The organism is Lysobacter sp. ISL-50, assembly GCF_018612875.1.
In the GTDB taxonomy this organism is placed as follows: Bacteria; Pseudomonadota; Gammaproteobacteria; order Xanthomonadales; family Xanthomonadaceae; genus Lysobacter.
The window spans coordinates 1-18,163 of sequence record NZ_JAGGRI010000018.1 but is presented as its reverse complement, the minus strand read 5'-3'; the positions used below and the strand labels follow the sequence as shown (position 1 = coordinate 18,163).

The 18,163-nt window shown below is 66.9% G+C and carries 14 protein-coding genes and 1 pseudogene; 10 read left to right on the top strand and 5 right to left on the bottom strand.

What is annotated here, in order from left to right; all coding sequences use genetic code 11:
• Positions 1 to 135 precede the first annotated feature (135 nt).
• A complete protein-coding gene (cmk, locus tag J7J50_RS11215; protein ID WP_215058070.1) occupies positions 136 to 828 on the bottom strand; it encodes a (d)CMP kinase in 693 nt (230 codons plus the stop codon).
• A gap of 292 nt (positions 829 to 1,120) precedes the next feature.
• Between cmk and ykgO the strand changes: the two genes are divergently transcribed.
• From ykgO to J7J50_RS11175, 8 genes are all read left to right on the top strand, one after another.
• Entirely contained in the window at positions 1,121 to 1,246 is a 126-nt protein-coding gene (ykgO, locus tag J7J50_RS11210; protein ID WP_010342887.1) for a type B 50S ribosomal protein L36, read from the top strand.
• A 179-nt stretch (positions 1,247 to 1,425) separates the two neighbouring features.
• A complete protein-coding gene (locus J7J50_RS11205; protein ID WP_215058069.1) occupies positions 1,426 to 1,755 on the top strand; it encodes a hypothetical protein in 330 nt (109 codons plus the stop codon).
• A 4-nt stretch (positions 1,756 to 1,759) separates the two neighbouring features.
• Positions 1,760 to 2,797, top strand: coding sequence for an agmatine deiminase family protein (locus tag J7J50_RS11200; protein WP_215058068.1), 1,038 nt, complete (start codon positions 1,760 to 1,762; stop codon positions 2,795 to 2,797).
• A gap of 215 nt (positions 2,798 to 3,012) precedes the next feature.
• Entirely contained in the window at positions 3,013 to 3,900 is an 888-nt protein-coding gene (locus J7J50_RS11195) for a carbon-nitrogen hydrolase (RefSeq protein ID WP_215058067.1), read from the top strand.
• Positions 3,897 to 4,478 (top strand): GNAT family N-acetyltransferase, encoded by a 582-nt coding sequence (locus J7J50_RS11190; RefSeq protein ID WP_251044344.1) that lies wholly within the window; start codon positions 3,897 to 3,899, stop codon positions 4,476 to 4,478. The genes J7J50_RS11195 and J7J50_RS11190 overlap by 4 nt, the downstream gene beginning before the upstream one ends.
• Before the next feature lie 220 nt (positions 4,479 to 4,698).
• Positions 4,699 to 5,313, top strand: a complete 615-nt coding sequence (locus tag J7J50_RS11185; protein ID WP_215058066.1) for a TetR/AcrR family transcriptional regulator — start codon at positions 4,699 to 4,701, stop codon at positions 5,311 to 5,313.
• Between the two features lie 20 nt (positions 5,314 to 5,333).
• Positions 5,334 to 6,260 (top strand): alpha/beta hydrolase, encoded by a 927-nt coding sequence (locus J7J50_RS11180; RefSeq protein WP_251044343.1) that lies wholly within the window; start codon positions 5,334 to 5,336, stop codon positions 6,258 to 6,260.
• 425 nt (positions 6,261 to 6,685) lie between these two features.
• Entirely contained in the window at positions 6,686 to 7,891 is a 1,206-nt protein-coding gene (locus J7J50_RS11175; RefSeq protein WP_215058065.1) for a TraB/GumN family protein, read from the top strand.
• A gap of 280 nt (positions 7,892 to 8,171) precedes the next feature.
• On the opposite strand, the gene J7J50_RS11170 is transcribed toward J7J50_RS11175, so the two are convergent.
• From J7J50_RS11170 to J7J50_RS11160, 3 genes are all read right to left on the bottom strand, one after another.
• Positions 8,172 to 11,276 (bottom strand): efflux RND transporter permease subunit, encoded by a 3,105-nt coding sequence (locus J7J50_RS11170; protein WP_215058064.1) that lies wholly within the window; start codon positions 11,274 to 11,276, stop codon positions 8,172 to 8,174.
• A 1-nt stretch (position 11,277) separates the two neighbouring features.
• Entirely contained in the window at positions 11,278 to 14,769 is a 3,492-nt protein-coding gene (locus J7J50_RS11165) for an efflux RND transporter permease subunit (RefSeq protein WP_343222485.1), read from the bottom strand.
• A 75-nt stretch (positions 14,770 to 14,844) separates the two neighbouring features.
• Positions 14,845 to 16,005, bottom strand: a complete 1,161-nt coding sequence (locus J7J50_RS11160; protein WP_215058063.1) for an efflux RND transporter periplasmic adaptor subunit — start codon at positions 16,003 to 16,005, stop codon at positions 14,845 to 14,847.
• Positions 16,006 to 16,379: 374 nt separating this feature from the next.
• On the opposite strand from J7J50_RS11160, the gene J7J50_RS11155 reads away from it, so the two are divergent.
• Both J7J50_RS11155 and J7J50_RS11150 read left to right on the top strand, forming a co-directional pair.
• Entirely contained in the window at positions 16,380 to 16,769 is a 390-nt protein-coding gene (locus J7J50_RS11155) for a cytochrome c (RefSeq protein ID WP_057945472.1), read from the top strand.
• Between the two features lie 8 nt (positions 16,770 to 16,777).
• A complete protein-coding gene (locus J7J50_RS11150) occupies positions 16,778 to 17,236 on the top strand; it encodes a cytochrome c (RefSeq protein ID WP_215058062.1) in 459 nt (152 codons plus the stop codon).
• A 337-nt stretch (positions 17,237 to 17,573) separates the two neighbouring features.
• Here J7J50_RS11150 and J7J50_RS11145 read toward each other — a convergent pair.
• Positions 17,574 to 18,163: pseudogene (locus J7J50_RS11145) on the bottom strand (transmembrane repetitive protein); the annotation flags it as partial.

Below are 18,163 nucleotides of genomic sequence, written 5' to 3'. Positions count from 1 at the left end.
GAACGTGGTCGACCCACCCGTTATGTGATGCGATGGAACTGCATCATGTGTTGTGGTTGATCCATCGCGGAATTGCGATGGGATGGTTGAGGTAACGCCTTCCGCTGCGACAGCGCCCCGCTCGCGCCGCGTCGTTCAGCGCGCGGGCAACAACGCCAGCACCTGTTCGACTACCGTGTCGATTCCAAGCCCGGTGGTATCGATGCGGACGGCCTCGATGGCCGGACGTAAAGGAGCCACCGCGCGCTGGGCGTCACGGGCGTCACGGGCAAGAATCTCCCGCAGCAGACCATCTAAAGTAACTGAAACCCCTTTGTCTTTCAACTGCTTATAGCGCCTTTCCGCGCGCTCGTCGGCGCTGGCGGTCAGAAAGACCTTGAACGGGGCGTCCGGGAAGATGACCGTGCCCATGTCGCGGCCATCGGCGACCAGCCCCGGCGGCTGGCGGAAGGCGCGCTGGCGGTCCTTCAGGGCGGCCCGGACCTCCGGGATCGCGGCGATCGCCGAGGCGGCCGCGCCGGCGGTTTCGGTGCGCAACTCGTCGGTGGCGTCCTGGTCGTTGACCAGCACCCGCAGCTCGCCGCTGGGGTCGTCGCGAAAGCCGATGTGGGTGTCGAAGGCGCAGCGGACCAGGGCGGCCGGGTCGGCCAGGTCCAGGTCGGCCCAGCCGGCGGCGACGCCCACGGCCCGGTACAAGGCGCCCGAATCCAGGTAATGCCAGCCCAGGCGCTGCGCGACCAGACGGCTGATGGTGCCCTTGCCCGAGCCCGAGGGCCCGTCGATGGTGAGGACGGGGATGCTGCTGTTGTCGGAAGATGCGCTGTTCATGCGGCCTATTATGCGGCGGCCGGGCGCGGTTTCGATTCGGCGGCGGATGGATCGGCTATCGCGCGCCGCGCTTGCGCCGCCCGGACCGGGCCGCGATCGGCGCCGCGACCGGCCGATCCAGGCGATGCGCCAGCCCGTTTTATCCGGGCAATTCCCGCTTCCGGATGCCCCTTCCCGGCGCCGGCTGGATTTTTTCTACGCAAGCACTTGATCCGGCGAAGATTTGTCCTCTATAATCGCGGGCTAACTTTTCCACCCCGCTTCTTCCACCTATTTTTTGCCGAGGTCTGTCATGAAGGTCCTGTCCTCCCTGAAGTCGGCGAAGGCCCGTCACCGCGACTGCAAAGTCGTCCGCCGCCGCGGCAAGGTCTTCGTGATTTGCAAGTCGAACCCGCGTTTCAAGGCGCGTCAGCGCTAAGACCCGCCGGCGGCCTCCCGCCGCCGCCCGAGGTTCAAGTCGAAAGCCGCCGCAAGGCGGCTTTCTTCGTTATTCCACCCCTTTCGTCCCCAGCTTCGCAAAACCGTGACGGCCGCACGCTGCCGCTAAGCGTCACCTTGTGCCTAGAATCCCGCGTCCTTTGACGAGGTGGATTTGCCATGAAACTGCGCATTGCCGTTGCACCGCTGCTCGCCCTGCTCGCCCTCTCCGGCGCCGCCTCGGCCGAGACTTTGTTGATCCAGCGCGTGCAGCAGGAGGGCAAGTCCGCATTGCCCTCGCGCGGCCAGAGCATGGACCAGGTCAAGGCCCGCTACGGCGAGCCCACTCAGCGCCTGGATGCGCGCGGCGGCCAGAAGAAGCAGTGGCCGCAGATCAACCGCTGGGTCTATCCGGCCTTCACCGTGTATTTCGAGAAGAGCCGGGTGATCGACGTGGTCGCGAACAAGGCCGACACCAACGAAGTCGGGCCGAAACCGCCTATCCTTTGAGGTTATGACTAACAACGCATTGCGCTTCCCTGCGGAGTGGGAACCCCAGTCCGCGGTCCTTATCGCGTGGCCGAACGCCGACACCGACTGGGCGCAACGCCTGGGCGAGGTCGAAGAGACCTACATCGCCCTGGTCGCGGCCATCACCCGCTTCCAACCCGTGCTGATCTGCGTGGCCGACGACGACGTCCAGGCCTACGCGCGCGCGCGCCTGTCCTCGGCGCGCATCGACATGGAGCGGGTGCGCTTCATCGACGCGCCCTACGACGACACCTGGCTGCGCGACTCCGGCCCGATCACGCTCAAGGCCGGCGACGGCTTCCGCCTGCTCGATTTCCGCTTCACCGGCTGGGGCGGCAAGTTCGACGCCAGCCAGGACGATCTGCTGGTCGAGCGCCTGCACGATCAGGGAATCTTCTCGAAGAGTGATCGCCAAAGCATTGATTTCGCTTTGGAAGGCGGCGGTATCGAGACCGATGGCGCGGGCACCTTGCTGAGCACCTGGCAGTGCTTGCACGAGCGCCATCCGGACGCCAGCCGCGAAGAGATCACCGCCAAGCTGTCCGAATGGCTACAGCAGGACCGGGTGCTGTGGCTGGATCACGGCTACCTGGAAGGCGACGACACCGACGCCCATATCGACACCCTCGCCCGCTTCGCCGCTGAGGATGCGATCGTCTATCAGGGCTGCGACGATCCGGCCGACTCGCACTACCCAGAGCTGCAGGCCATGGCCGCCGAGCTGGCCGCCCTGCGCACTCGCGACGGCCGGCCCTACCGCCTGTTCGCGCTGCCGTGGGCGCAGCCGATCATCGACGAAAACCGAAGACTGGCGGCCAGTTACGCCAACTTCCTCATTATCAATGGAGCCGTGTTGATGCCCGCCTACGGCGACCCCCGCGACGGCGAAGCCCAGGCGGTATTGGCGCAAGCCTTCCCGGATCGCGAGATCGTCGCCGTGCCCTGCCGGCCCTTGATCTGGCAGAACGGCAGCCTGCATTGCGTGACCATGCAGTTGCCGCAGGGCGTGGTCTCCGGCTGAGCCCATTGAGCGGGGCCGCTTCGGCGCCCCGCCCGTCGAGCGGCGCGAATCGACCCGAACCCGCCGTGATCCAGAACTGAAGCGGCAGGAGCTTGCCGGCCGGCGTCACCACGTCGATTGACATGCGCGCATCGCCGGTCGCGTGGGCGCGAGTGGGTGGGTCCGCTCATGGCCGCCGAGCTACCATAGCGTCCAGTGAAAACGGACCCGATTCGATGAAGCACACCACCCTCCCCGTCGCCCTGATCCAGGATCGCGACCACGGCTCGCGCGAGGCCAACCTCGCCAACATCGAAAGCCGCGTCGGCGAAGCCGCCAGGCAGGGCGCCAAGCTGGTCCTGCTGCAGGAACTGCACAACGGGCCGTACTTCTGCCAGCACGAGTCGGTGGCCGAGTTCGATCTGGCCGAGCCGATCCCGGGCCCGAGCACCGAACGCCTGGGCGCGCTGGCCAGGCAGCACGGCGTGGTGCTGGTCAGCTCGCTGTTCGAGCGCCGCGCGGCCGGGCTGTATCACAACACCGCGGTGGTCTATGAGGCCGACGGCTCCATCGCCGGCAAGTACCGCAAGATGCATATCCCGGACGATCCGGGCTTCTACGAGAAGTTCTATTTCACCCCGGGGGATATCGGCTTCGAGCCGATCCAGACCTCGGTCGGCCGCCTCGGCGTGCTGGTGTGCTGGGACCAGTGGTATCCGGAAGGCGCGCGGCTGATGGCGCTGGCCGGCGCCGAGTTGCTGCTGTACCCGACCGCGATCGGCTGGGACCCGGACGATCAGCAGGACGAAAAAGACCGCCAGCGCATGGCCTGGATCCTGAGCCACCGCGGCCACGCGGTCGCCAACGGCTTGCCGGTGCTCAGCGTCAACCGGGTCGGGCACGAGCCCTCGCCGATCGGCGCCTCGGGCATCCAGTTCTGGGGCTCCAGCCATGTGCTCGGGCCGCAGGGCGAGTTCCTCGCCGAAGCCAGGACCGCCGAGCCGGAAATCGTGATGGCGCAAGTCGATCTGGGCCGCAGCGAGCACGTGCGGCGGATCTGGCCGTTCCTGCGCGACCGCCGTATCGATGCCTACGCCGACCTGCTCAAGCGGTATCGCGATTGAGCGCCGCCGCCGGCCCCGCGTTGCGGCTGCGCCCGGGCGTCGAGGCCGACCTGGCCGCGATCGCCGCGTTGTACGCCCGTGAAGTGCGCGAGGGCGTGGCGACCTATGAGTACGACGTGCCCGACGACGCCGAAATGCGCCGCCGCTGGCGCGCGATCGTCGAAGCCGGTTATCCCTATCTGATCGCGGAATTCGTCGAGGCCGGCGTCGGCACCTTCGCCGGTTATGCCTATGCGACCTCGTACCGGACCCGCATCGGCTACCGCTGGACGGTCGAGAACTCGGTCTATGTCGAACCGGCCTGCCACGGCCGCGGCGTCGGCCGCGCGCTGATGCGGCAGCTGATCCAGGACTGCACCGCGCTGGGCTTCCGGCAGATGGTCGCGGTGATCGGCGACGGCAGCAACGCGGCCTCGGTGAACTTGCACGAGCGGCTCGGGTTCCAGCTGGCCGGGGTGTTTCCCGGCATCGGCCGCAAGCACGGGCGCTGGCTCGATACCGTGCAGATGGTGCTCGCGCTCGGCGACGGCAAGGTCGGCGAGCCGGATGAAAACGTACCTGGCCTGCCACTGCGCTAGGCGTTTCGCACGAGTCGCGCGACTGAGCGCGCTGTCGCGGCTCGCGCCGTTCGTACCCCGCGACAGCGCCCGACGCGGCGCTGGTCTCGGGCAAACACAATTGAACACATCCTGCGTGCCGCCCGGGCCAGCCGCGGCGGCGCGAACTCGCTATGCTGACTTTGCCCGTTCGGCCGACGAACGGTCGCAATAAAACGAACGGACGTGCTATTTTCGCCCCATGTCAGCTCTGACCGCCACCAATAAAGGCGCCGCCACCCGCGAGGCCATCCTCGATCAGGCCTACGGCATCGCCTGCTCGGCCGGGCTGGAAGGCTTGTCGATCGGCCCGCTCGCGGCCGCGGTGGGTATGTCCAAGAGCGGCGTGTTCGCCCACTTCGGCTCGCGCGAAGATCTGCAGCTGGCGGTGCTGGACATGGCCAGCCAGCGCTTCGTCGATTACGTGATGATGCCGGCGCTGAAGCAGCCGCGCGGTCTGCCGCGGCTGCGCGCCATCGCCGACAACTGGTTCGACTGGGCCCGCCACACCGAGGGCGGCTGCGTGCTGCTCGGCGCGGTCAGCGAGTACGACGACCGCCCCGGCGCCCTGCGCACCGCCGTGGTCGATCAGCAAAAACGCTGGTATCAGGTCCTGGGCAAGGCCGTGCAACTGGCCATCGACAGCGGCGAACTCGGCGCCGACACCGATACCGCGCAGCTGGCGTTCGAAATCTACGGACTGGCCCTGGTCGTGCATCACGACTCCGGTCTGTTCGGCTACGACTCGGCCACCGAACGCGGCCGTCGCGCCTTCGAGCGCCTGATCCGCTCCTACGCTTCCTCCCCCACCGCCTGAGCGACCGACGAGGTTCCGTCATGTATCCGCTTATCGCCAAAATTAGCACGACCGTTCGTAACGTAATCAAGCTGTACCGGCTGCGTTTCGGCTTCCTGCTCGGCGCCTGGCTCGCGCCCAACGCGACCATGCGCCGCGCCGCGACGCTGTTCTGCACGCCGTTCGCGTCCTCGCGCCGGCGCGCCCTGGCCGCGCCGACCTTCGGCGCGCGCGAGGAGACCTTGCAGATCGACGGCCATGCCATCGCCACCTATGTCTGGGGCGATCCGCAGCAGCAGCCGTATGTGCTGTTTGCGCACGGCTGGTCGAGCCACGGCACCCGCGTCGCCAAGTGGCTGCCGCAATTGCGCGCGGAAGGCTACGCCGTGGTCGCCTTCGATCAGCTCGGCCACGGCCGCAGCGGCGGGCGCCTCGCGACCCTGCCCGATTTCACCCGCCATCTGTTCGCGGTCGGCGAGCATTACGGCCCGGCGGCGCTGGTGATCGGCCATTCGCTGGGCGGCGCGGCGGCGCTGTTGGCGATGGCGCGCGGCATGCGCGCCGAACGCGTGGTGCTGATCGCGCCAGCCGCCGATCCGGTCGCCGCGGTGAAGCGTTTCGCGCGTTTTTTGTGGGTCGGCGAGGATATCTGCCGGCGCATGTTCGCTTACTACGAGTCGCGCATCGGCATCAGCTTCGATTCGCAGCAGGCGCATCGCAATGCGCCGACCATCGCCAGCCCGGCCTTGATCGTGCACGACCTGGACGATCGCGAAGTGCCGTGGTCGGAAGGCGAACGCTACGCGCGCTACTGGCCGGACTCGCGCCTGTTGAGCACGCAGGGACTGGGCCACAACCGCATCGCCGACGACGGCAACGTGATCGGCGCGGCGCTGCGGTTCCTGCACGGCGAGCAGGTCGGCGAGAAAGTGGTTTCCAGCGAAAACCTGCCTTACGGGTTCGCCTGACGTAGCGACGTTGTTCGAGCCGCGCTGTTCCAGCAGCGCGGCTTACCAGACAACCAACACCGACGAGCAAACGCGACCGGTCTGGCCGGGGCCCCACCCCTCCCGCTTCGGCCAGACCGTTCGCTCATGCGGGCAGCCGCTGACGGCGTTGCCCGCAACCTTACGCCGCCGCGTCGGCCGCATCGCGCGGCGGATACGGGTCGCGCGGCAGTTGCGCGAGCGCCGATGCCGGATTCGGCAAACCGATTCGCTCGGCCGCGCTTGAGCCGGCGCCGGCGCTGGCCGGCCCCATCCGAACGGCCACCGCGGGCCCTGCCGAGACCGTCGTCGCGAGTTTGCCGGCACCTCGTGCAGCCTCTATGCTGCGGGCCTTTCTGTGCTCCGGCACAGCACTTCGCCGCGCGAGCCCAGAAGCCCGATCCCGAATGAATGAACCGCTGAACGACGGCCTGCAAGGCCAACCGCATGCCATCGTCGAGCGAGACGGCGTCCGCTACACCCTGTTGGGCACCGCGCACGTCTCCCAGGCCAGCGTCGATGCGGTCCGCGACGCGATCGGCAGCGGCCGGTACGACGCGGTCGCGGTAGAGCTCGACGCCCAGCGCCTGCAGGCACTGACCGATCCGGACGCGCTGGCCAAGCTCGACCTGATCCAGGTGATCCGCTCGGGCAAGACCGCGCTGTTCGCGGCCAATCTGGCCCTGGCCGCGTATCAGCGCCGGCTGGCCGAGCAACTCGGCATCGAGCCGGGCGCCGAACTCAAGCGTGCGGTGCTGGAAGCGCGCCAGCGCGAGCTGCCGGTGCATCTGATCGACCGCGAAGTCGGCCTGACCTTTCGCCGCGCTTCGCAGCGGTTGGGTTTCTGGGGCCGGGCCAAGCTCGGCGTCGGGCTGGTCAGCAGCCTGTTCGCCGCCGATGAGGTCGGCGAGGAAGAAATCGAGAAGCTCAAGCAGGGCGACATGCTCGAATCGAGCTTCGGCGAGTTCGCCGCCGAGAGCCCGCAGTTGTACGAAACCGTGATCGCCGAGCGCGACAGCTACATGGCCGCGCGCCTGCGCGAGACCGTCGGCGAGTCGCGCGACGTGCTGGCGGTGATCGGCGCCGGTCATCTGCAGGGTCTGGCCAAGCATCTGCGCGAAGACAAGGACGACCCGCTCGCGCAGCGCACCGCGCTGGAGCAGGTGCACACCAAGAGCAAGGTGCCGTGGGTGATGATCGTGATCACCTCGCTGATCCTGGCCGGCATCGGCTGGGGCTTTTGGAAGGGCGGCGCGGCGATGGGCGCGGACCTGCTGCTGCAGTGGGTGCTGTTCACCGGCGGCCTGGCCGCGCTGGGTTGCCTGATCGCCGGCGGCCATCCCTTGAGCATCATCACCGCCGCGGTGGTCGCGCCGCTCAAGCCGTTCCGTCCGGGCGTGCCCACCGGCGCGTTGAGCGCGTTGGTGGAAGTGCATCGACGCAAACCGGCTTACGGCGATTTCATGGCCTTGCGCGACGATGCGCAGACAGTGAAGGGCTGGTATCGCAATCGGGTGGCGCGCGTGGTGCTGAATTTCATGCTGACCAATATCGGTACGGGTATCGGGGTCTGGTTGGCTGGGTTTCGGATTGCCAGCAAGTTGGTGGGGTAGAGCGAATCCCCCCTGCCCCCCTTTTTCAAAGGGGGGAACTGCCTCTCATCGAGGCGACACCGCTGCTGGGATTCGGTGCCCACTTTGAAAAAGGGGGCGAGCGCTCGATGGTGCTCCGCTTCGGGCTAAACCTCCGCGCGGGGGATTTGCTTTGCGCTTCCGATGCGGGTCGATGAGCTTGCGCGGGTAAAAGCGAATCCCCCCTGCCCCCCCTTTTTCAAAGGGGGGGATTCAATCTGGGGAAACGGCCAGCTCAACTCCAGACAACGACCGCGTTCGATTACGCCAATGCCGGCGCCTCGCCACCGCCCGCGGGCTTGCCGCGCGCGCGACGCACCAGCACCGAGGTGCCTTCGCGCATGTCGTCAAGGATCGCGTAGATCGTCGGCAGGAACAGCAAGCTGACCACGGTCGAGAACGCCAGGCCGCCGGCGACGGCGCGCGCCATCGGCGAATACGCCAGACCGCCGAGCACTACGGTGTCGCTGAGCGAGATCGGAATCATCGCCAGGATCGCCGTGCCCATCGTCATCATGATCGGACGCAGGCGCTCGCGGCTGCCTTCCACCAGGGCCTCGTTGCGCGACAAGCCGCGCCGGCGCAGGTTGTTGATGTGCTCGACCATGACGATGCCGTTGTTCACCACCACGCCCATCAGCACCAGGATGCCGATGAAGGCCATGATCGTGAACGAGCTGCCGGTCAGCCAGAACAGCCAGAACACGCCGAAGATCGAGAACACCACGCAACTCATGATCGCCGCCGGAAACAGCAGCGACTCGAACACCGCCGCCATCACCACGTAGATCATCACCAGCGCCAGCACCAGATTGATCATCATCTGCTTGCCGGCGTCGTCGTCGCGCTCGAACGAGCTGCCGTCGAAGCTGTAGCTGTAACCGGCCGGGAACGCGACCTTCTTCAGCGTCTCTTCCATCGCCTTGCGCGCTTCGGGCGTGGTGGTCTTGGCGTTGAGGTTGGCCTGGATGGTCAGCGTGGTCTGGCGGTTGTTGCGGTTGATCTGGCTCGCGGTCGGGCGCACGTTGACATCGACCATCGCCAACAGCGGCACGCTGCGGCCGTCGGGCGAGCGCACGGTGAACTCGGACAGGTTCTCGATCCCGAATTTCTCCGCGCCGGCGAAACGCGCCCACACCGGAACCTCGGTCTCGCCGCGCTGGAAATCGCGCAACTGGGCGCCGCGCAAGGCCAGACCGACGAAGCGCGAGACTTCCTCGACGCTGAAACCGAACGAAGCCGCGCGCTCGCGGTCCACCCGCACGTTGAGCTCGGAATTGCGATCGCCCACGTCCACGCGCACATCGCGCAGTTCCGAACGCCGCGACAGGATCGGCACGATGTCGCCGGCCAGTTCCGACAGCGTCTCGGTCGAATCGCCGACCAACTGCACCTGCACGCTCTTGCCGTCCTGCCCGCCGCCGCCACCGCCGTCGCCGCCGTCCAGGCTGACGACGATTTCGGCCTTGGCCGACTTGGGCAGCACCTTGCTGATGCGCTCGGTCATCGCCTTGGTGTTTTCCACCTCGCCATCGACGAACTGCAGGCGCGTGCCGGCGTTGCCGCCGTTGTTCTCGCTGAAGAACGAGTAGATCTGCTTGATGTGGAATTCCTTGCGCCGAGGCTCCAGGAACTGCTCGGTCTTGAGGATTTCCGCCGACATCTGATCTCGGGTGTAGTTGCCCTTCCAGTGATAGGCGATGAAGGCTTCCTTGCCGCCGTCGTTACCGAACATGTCGAACTTGGTCATCATCATCGGCACGATGCTGAGCGCAACCACCAGGATGATGCCGATCACGCTCAGGCCGCGATGCTCCAGGGTCCAGCGCAGGAAATGCGCGTAGTTGATCTGCAGGCGCGGGATCAGGCCGGTGGTCTTGTTGACCGCCGGCGGTGTCTTCATGCGCGCCGAGATCATCGGGATCAGGCTGACCGCGACCAGCCACGACGCCAGCAGCGACACCGAGATGGTGATCGCGATCTGCGACATGAAGATGCTGATGTTGTTGGTCTCGCCGATCAGGTTCGGCAGGAACACGATGCAGTGGCACAAGGTGCCGGCCGACAGCGCGATGGCGACGTGGCGGGTGCCGATGATCGAGGCCAGCTGCGGCTGCTCGGGCATCTTCTCGCGTTCCTGGTAGATGCTCTCGACCACCACCACCGCGTTGTCCACCAGCATGCCCACCGCCAGCAGCAGGCCCATCAGCGACAACACGTTGAGGGTCACGCCGACGAAGTGCATGAAGCCCAGGGTCATCACGAAGCAGATCGGAATCGCCAGGGTCACCATCAGCGTCGACGGCCAATGGCGCAGGAAGAAGAACAGCACCGCGATCGACAGCAGCAGGCCGATCGCGCCGGCCTCGCCGAGTTCGAGCAGCGAGTCGGTGACTTCCTCGCCCTGGTTCTGCACCACCTTGATTTCGATGTTGCTCAGCGCCGGTTGCGCGCGGATCGCCTCGACCTCGGCCAACGCGAGCTTGGAGACTTCCACCAGGTTGGCGCTGCGCTCCTTGAAGATGTCCAGGCCGATCGCCGGACGCCCGTCCAGGCGCCGGCCGGTGTCCAGGCGCGCGGGCTTGAGGCGAATGTCGGCGATGTCGCGCAGCTTCAGGCCGGAAGTGTTGATGACCAGGTTGCGGAACTGCTCCAGGTCGATCACCTGGCCGATCGGCTGCACTCGCAGGCGGCGTCCGCCGTCTTCGATTTCGCCGGCGGAAATCGAGAAGTTCAGCGCCTGCAGCTTCTTGGTCAGGGTATTGAGGTCCACGTCGTGCGCGACCATGCGGTCGGGCAGGATCGCGATCTCGACTTCGTTGGGCGCCGCGCCGCCGATCTCGACCTTGGCCACGCCGGGAATGCGTTCGAGCCGGCGCTTGAACTCGCGATCGATCAGGTCGTATTCGCGGCTCAGGTCCATGTCGCCGGCCAGCCGCACCTGCAGCACGGCCTGATCGGAGCTGGACCACTTGAACACGAAGTAGCGCTGAAAGCCGTCGGGCAGATCGTCGATGATGGCGTCGATGCGCTCGCGCGCGTCCGAGGCCGCGATCGAGATATCGCGGTCCCAGTCCTTGAACTGCAGGAAGATCGAGGCGCCGGTGGCGGTCGCGTTGCCCTGCATGCTCTTGATGCCGGTCATCGTCGCCAGCGCTTCCTCGGCCGGACGCATGATCGTGCGCTCGACTTCCTCCGGCGTGGAGCCGTCGTACGGCAGTTGGATGAACAAGAACGGCGCGGAGATGTCCGGCAGCGACTCCAGCGGCAGCCGCACCGCCGCGATCAAACCGATCACGAACATCGACACGAACAGCATGATGGTCGTGATCGGCCGCTTGATGCTGATCTCGGCAACGCTGCTCATGTCAGTGCGCCTCCGCCAGCGGGTCGTTGTCGTGGCCGATCCGGTCCTTGGCCGCTTCGGCCTCGCGCTGCGCCTTGCGCACGCGATTGCGGTAGTACTCGTCGCCGCGGCGGTCGAGCAGATCGTAGACCACCGGGATCACCACCAAGGTCAGCAGCGTCGACACCAGCAGACCGCCGATCACCGTGATCGCCATCGGCGAGCGCACTTCGGCGCCCTCGCCGGTCGCGATCGCCAGCGGCAGGAAGCCGAACAAGGTGCACAGCGTGGTCATGATGATCGGGCGCAGTCGCGAACGCGCGCCTTCGATCAGGGCCTCGCGCTTGGGCATGCCGTGCTCGCGCAACTGGTTGACCTTGTCGATCAGGATGATGGCGTTCTTCACCACCAACCCCACCAGCAGGATCAACCCGATGAAGACCACCACCGACACCGCCGAGCGCGTCAGCAACAGCGCCAGCACCGCGCCGACCAGGGCCAGCGGGATGGTGAACAAAATCACGAACGGATGCAGCAACGATTCGAACTGCGACGCCATCACCAGGTAGACGAGGAAGATCGCCAGACCGAAAGCGAACAACAACGAATTGATCGACTGCTGCAGCTCCTCGCCCTGGCCGCCGATGTGCATGCGCACTTCCGGACTCAGCGGCTGCTCGCGCACCAGCTTCTCGACCTCGGCGATGGCGCCGCCCAGGTCGATGTCGCGCAGGTTCGACGACACGATCGCCACGCGCACCTGATCGGCGCGGTGGATTTCGCTGGGGCCGGTGGTGGCGATCACGTCGGCCACCGATTCCAAGGTCACCGGTCGGTTGCTGCCGGGATTGACGATCAAACGGCGGATGCTTTCGATCGAAGCGCGATCGGATTCGCGCGCGCGCACCAGCACGTCGATCTTGCGATCGCGGAAGCTGTAGCGGGTGGCGACGTCGCCGCGCACCTTCTTGACCACCACGTCGGCGATGTCGCGCGTGGCCAGGCCGAGCGCGCCGGCGCGGTCCTGGTCGAAGCGGATCTGGATCTCCGGGAAGCCCTGCTCCACCGTGGACTTGACGTCGGCGAAGTGCTCGCTGCCGCGCAGCATCTTGGCCATCTGCTGGCCGGCGCGCTGGATGGTTTCCAGATCCTGGCCGCGCAGTTCGATTTCCAGGGGCGTTGAGAAGCTGAAGAGCTGCGGACGGGCGAAATCGACCTGCGCGCCCGGATGGCCCTGCATGGTGCGGCGCAGGCGTTCGGTTTCCTCCGCTTCGATCTGCTTGCTGCCGCCGTCGGCCATCACCACGGTGATCTTGCCGATGTTCTCGCCGCTCTCGGTCGGGTTGGCGTCCAGCCGCGTGCCGCTGCCGCTGACGCCGAACCAGGCGTGGATGCCCGGGTCTTTCGCGTGCTTTTCCTGGATCTCGCGCACCAGCTTGTCGGTTTCGCGCAGCGGCGTGCCCGGCGGCAGCTTGACGGTCATGTCGAAGCGGTCCTGGGCGAGCTGCGGAATCAGATCGGCGCCCAGCAGCGGCACCGCCGCCAGCGTCGCCGCGAACGCCAGGGCGGCCAGGCCCAGCACCAGCACGCGATGGCCCATCGCCGCCGGCAGCAGCTTCAGATAGCCGCGTTCGGCGCGCGCATACGGCGCCATCGCGATGTCGCTCGCCTTGCCCATGATCGGGCCGACCACCGCGCCGACGCCGCGCCAGATCCGCACCACCAGCCAAGCGATGCCGAAGAACGCCGAACGCACCGCCACCACGATCGCATGCGGAAACCACGCCAGCACTTTGAGCACGCCGTTCTTCGGCTGCCAGCGCGGATGCGGCGGTTCTTGCTGGAACCCCAGCGCTGGCCGGCCGCGCAAGGCGCTCAGCATCGGAATCAGGGTCATCGACACGATCAGCGAGATCGCGATCGCCAGCGCCACGGTCAGCGCCTGATCGCGGAACAACTGGCCGGCGATGCCTTCCACGAACACCAGCGGCAGGAACACCGCGATGGTGGTCAAGGTGGAGGCGACCACCGCCATGCTGACCTCGCGCGTGCCGACCACCGCCGCTTCCAGTATCCCCAGCCCGCGTTCGCGCGCCTTGGCGATGGACTCCAGCACCACGATCGAATCGTCCACCACCAGGCCGGTGGCCAGCGCCAGTCCGCCCAGCGACATCACGTTCAAGCTCAGGCCGAGCCGGTCCATGAAGAAGAAGGTGGCGATGATCGACACCGGCAGCGACAGGCCGATCACGAACGTGCTCCAGCCGTCGCGCAGGAACAGGAAGATGATCAGCACGGCGAGGAAGCCGCCGATCACCGCGTCTTTCTTGACGTCGCTGATGGCGTGGCGGATGAACTGCGATTGGTCGTCGATCGTGGTCAGTTCCACGTCCGGCGGAATCTGCGTCTTGATCTGCGCAAGCCGCGCCTGGATCGCGTCGGCGGTGGCCACGGTGTTGGCGTCGCCTTCCTTGTAGATCGCCAGTTCCACCGCTTCCACGCCGCCCAGGCGGATGATCGCCTCGCGTTCCTTGTAGCCCTGGCGGACGTCGGCGATGTCCTTGAGCCGCACCGGCTTGCCGCCGGCCGCGGTGGACTGGTCGCCCGAGTTCGCGCTCTGCACCGAAGCCGCCGCCGCCATCGCGTCGGCCGAGCCGGAGGCCGCGGCGACGCGCGCCATTTCCGCCGCCGCGTCGGCCGCGGCGTTGCCGCCGGCCTTCTGCGTGGTCACCAGCATCTCGCGGATTTCCGGCACGCTGGCGAATTCGTTGACCGTGCGCACCAGATAACGCTGCGCGCCCTCTTCCAGGCGGCCGCCGGAGATGTTGATGTTCTCCGCCTTCAGGCGCTGGATGACGGTGTCGATGGGCAGGTTGAGCTGGGAAATCTTCTGCTGGTCGATATCGACCTGGATTTCGTCCTCCAGGCCGCCGCCGACCTTGACCGCGGCGACGCCGTCGACCGGTTCGAGCTTTTTCTTCAGATCGTCGTCGGCGTAGCGGCGCAGCGCGGTGAGCTGGCGGATCGCCTCGTTCTCGCTGACCTTGTCGCCGCCCTTGGTCGACAGCGCGATGCGCAGGATCGGCTCGGTGGACGGATTGAAGCGCAGCAGCACCGGCTTCTTGGCCTCCAGCGGCAGCTGCACGATTTCCATCTTGTCGCGCACCTCCAGGCTGGCCTGGTCCATGTCGGTGCCCCAGGCGAACTCGAGCACGACATCGCTCTGGCCGGTGCGCGAAACCGACTTGAGCTTGCGCAGTCCCTTGACCACGCCGACCGCTTCTTCCAGCGGTTCGGTGATCAGGGTTTCGACTTCGGTCGGCGCCGCGCCCGTGTATTCGGTGCGCACCGTCAGGGTCGGATAACTCAGGTCGGGCAGCAGATTGACCTTGAGGCTGTTGAGCGCGATCACGCCGAACAGCAGGAAGGTGATCGTCACCATCGCCACGGTCACGCGGCGACGGGTGGAAAACTCCACCAGGTTAAAGGACGTCGTGTCCGGAAGCTGAGCCACAGTCAGTCCCCACGTTCAAAAGAGTTTCGAAGGACGCGGCCGCAGGCCGGCCGCGTCGGACCGCAAGCGGCGCGCTTATTGCTTGTCGGAAGCGGGCTTGCCGGCGGCGGGCTTGTCCGCCGCGGCGACCGTGGCCGGCTTGGTGTTGATCAGCAGCACCTCGGTGCCTTCGCGCAAGGCGGTCTTGCCGGCGACCACGACCTGCTCGCCGAGCTTCACCCCGGAGCGGATCTCGGCCCAGGCGCCGTCCATATAGCCCAGCTTGACCGGCACGCGCGAGACCTTCTTGCCGCGCACCACGAACACCGCCGGATCGCCTTCGTCGTCCAGCAGCGCCGCGCGCGGCACCACCAGCGCGTCGGCGCGGTTGTCGTAGTCGATGCGCAGGCGGCCGAACATGCCCGGCTGCAGCACGCCGCCGCCTTCGAAGGAGCAGATCACGCGGAAGGTGCCGCTGCCCGAATCCACCACCGGGGCGACGCGGGCGACGGTGCCGGTGAATGGCTTGCCGGGCATGGCGTCCACCAGCATCTGCACCGGCAGGCCGGCCTTCAGCGTGGCCAGTTCGCGCTCGGGTACGTTGAGCGTGGCTTCCAGTTGCGAGGTATCGACGATGCGGATGATCGGCGAGTTGATCTGCACGAAGTTGCCGGTCTTGATCGAACGCGAGGCGACCACGCCGGAAATCGGCGCTTCGACCTTGGCGTAGGACAGCTCAAGCGTCGCCAGGCGATTGGCCGCGCGGGCGCTGTCCAGGTCGTAGCGCAGCTGATCGGCGTCGTTGGCGCTGAGCAGGCGCTGATCGGCCATCTGCCGGGCGCGGGCGTAGTTGGCTTCCAGCTTGCGCATGGTCGCGGCGGTCTGCGCGGCCTGCTGCTCGGCGCGGGCCGAATCCAGCCGCACCAGCACTTGCCCGGCCTTGACCAGTTGGCCTTCTTCGACCATTACGTCCAGGGCGACGCCGGAAGTCTTGGCCACCACCTGCGATTCGGCCCGCGCCTCCAGCGGCGCGGTGCCGGTGTAGCTGGCGGCGATCGCGCGCCGGGAAGCCTGCGCGACCTCGACCGGCACCGCATCGGATACCTTGTCCTTGGCTTCCTTGGCCTGCGCCTCGGCGGCGCCCGCTCCGCCCTTGCAGGCGGACAGTCCGAGGGTGCAAGCCAGGGCCAGGGCGGCCAAGGCCACCGTGCCGCGCACTGCCGGACCGCTGTTGCGGTTGTTGGTGAGTTGACGCATTCGAGACGACCCCAGTGTTCTAGAAATTTTCGTCGGTTACCGGTCGTATGCCGGTGTTGTATATAGGTATATCACCGACCCGGAAAGCCAACATCCGCCGAAGGTCATGATGACTGGAGCCATGCATTTATTCTGAGGCACGGTTAGCGCGAGCGCCCGTCGATCGCCGCTTGCGCGCCCGATCTGCATGGGTTCCAGTCGGCCTTGGGTCGAGCTTGCGGCGCGTTCCGGGACCGGCGTCAGTATGGATGCGTCGATGGACGACTTCGTTGCAATCGTCTCGCCGGCTATACTTGCGGACTTGTGCGCGGCTTCGGCCCCGCAGAGCCAGCCACACCTTTCGCTAGCCACTCGAGATTGCGGACTACGACATGATGCGACCGCTGACGATCGCCGCCTGCTTTGCCCTGACCCTGTTCGCCGCCACCGCGGCCGCGCAGGACCCCGCCAAGGCCCCGGCTCCCGCCGCAACGGCCGCACCCGCCGCTGCTCCCGCCGCCGCCCCGGCCATCAAGGGCAATCCGGAAACCGGCCACCAGCTCACCTATACCTGCCAGGGCTGCCACGGCGTTACCGGCTATAAAAACGCTTATCCGAACTACCACGTTCCCAAGATCGTCGGTCAGTCGCAGGAGTACCTGGTCAACGCGTTGACCGAATACAAGAAGGGCGCGCGCAAGCACCCGACGATGCAGGCCCAGGCCCAGAGCTTCTCGGACCAGGACATCGCCGACATCGCCGCCTTCCTTTCCAGCGCCAAGTGAGCCGCCCCATGACGAATCCCAGCTTCCTCAAGAGCGGCCTCGCCATCGCCACGCTCGCCCTCGCCCTGTCCGCCTGCTCCGGCGGCGGTGAAGTTCCGGCCGGCCATTCCTCGGCCGATCGCAACGAAGGTCACACCTCCTCGTCCTCGGGCCTGCCGGCCGGCAACATCGAGCACGGCAAGGCCCTGGCCAGCGACGGCGAGCGCAGCCCGACCAAGCAGTCGTGCGTGAGCTGCCACGGCGCCGAAGGCAATGCGCCGATCGACCCGACCTACCCGCGTCTGGCCGGTCAGTACCACGATTACATCGCCCACTCGTTGCAGATGTACCGCGACGGCGACCGCGAGCACGCGCTGATGTCGAGCCAGGCCAAGGATCTGAACGATCAGCAGATCGCCGATCTGGCCGCTTACTTCGGTTCGCGCGACAAGGATCTGCAGTTGCGCGATTTGCACGGTATCCACTGAGCCTGAGGCGCGGCTTGTCCGCGCCTTCGGTTGTGAAAACGGCCCGCTTGCGGGCCGTTTTTGTGTCTGGGGTCTTGGGATTGGAACGGCCCGATTGCATCGGAGTCGCGCGGGCCGTGGACAGGACAGATTAGGAAATGAGACAGATTAGGAAACGACGGCGCTGTTTAGCCTCCCTCTCCCGCTTGCGGGAGAGGGCTGGGGTGAGGGGATGAGCGCCGCAGGCGCGAATGCTCCCGCATGAGTTTCCCCGATTGCCCGCGCCCGCAAGCAACGTAGGAGCTTCACGACGAAAGCAGCCGGACTTAGGGCCGAGCGCTTTCGTACGACGCCGCGGTTACCCGCCCGGCGGCGGCCGAACGCTGCCGTTGTCTTCCTGCAGATGCTTCTTGAACGGAATATCCGGCGGCGGACGCGCCTGCGCCGGCTGGTCGTTGAGGTTGGGATCGTTGATGCCGCAACCGCCACCGGCCATCAACAGCACCACCGAGCACTGGATGCGCTTGGTCGTGCCCGGGATCGGGATCATCACCGTCTGCACGCTGCGCCGCACCCACTCGGCCAGCAGGGTTTCGTTCGGACGCCAGTACTTGTCCAGGCTGGTCGGCTCGTAATCGGTGGGCTTGCGCCGCAGCCAGGTGCCGGCGCGATCGAGGTCCTTGATCTCTTGCGTGATCGTGCCCGGCGGCTTGCCCGGCGAGGCCGAACCCGGCGCATCGGCCAGACGCAGGCTGCCGTCGCTGTTGTACAGGCCCGGCGTATCGCCGCGCTGCGCGCCCGGACGGTTGCGGGCCGAATCGCCCCAGTCGTCGCCGCGCTTGGGCGCCGACCAGGTGCCCGGGGCCGGCGTCGGCTTGGGCCCGGCGCCGGCGGTCGCCGCCGGCGGACGCGAAGACGCGGCCGGCGCAGCGCTGGCGGCGCTGGGAC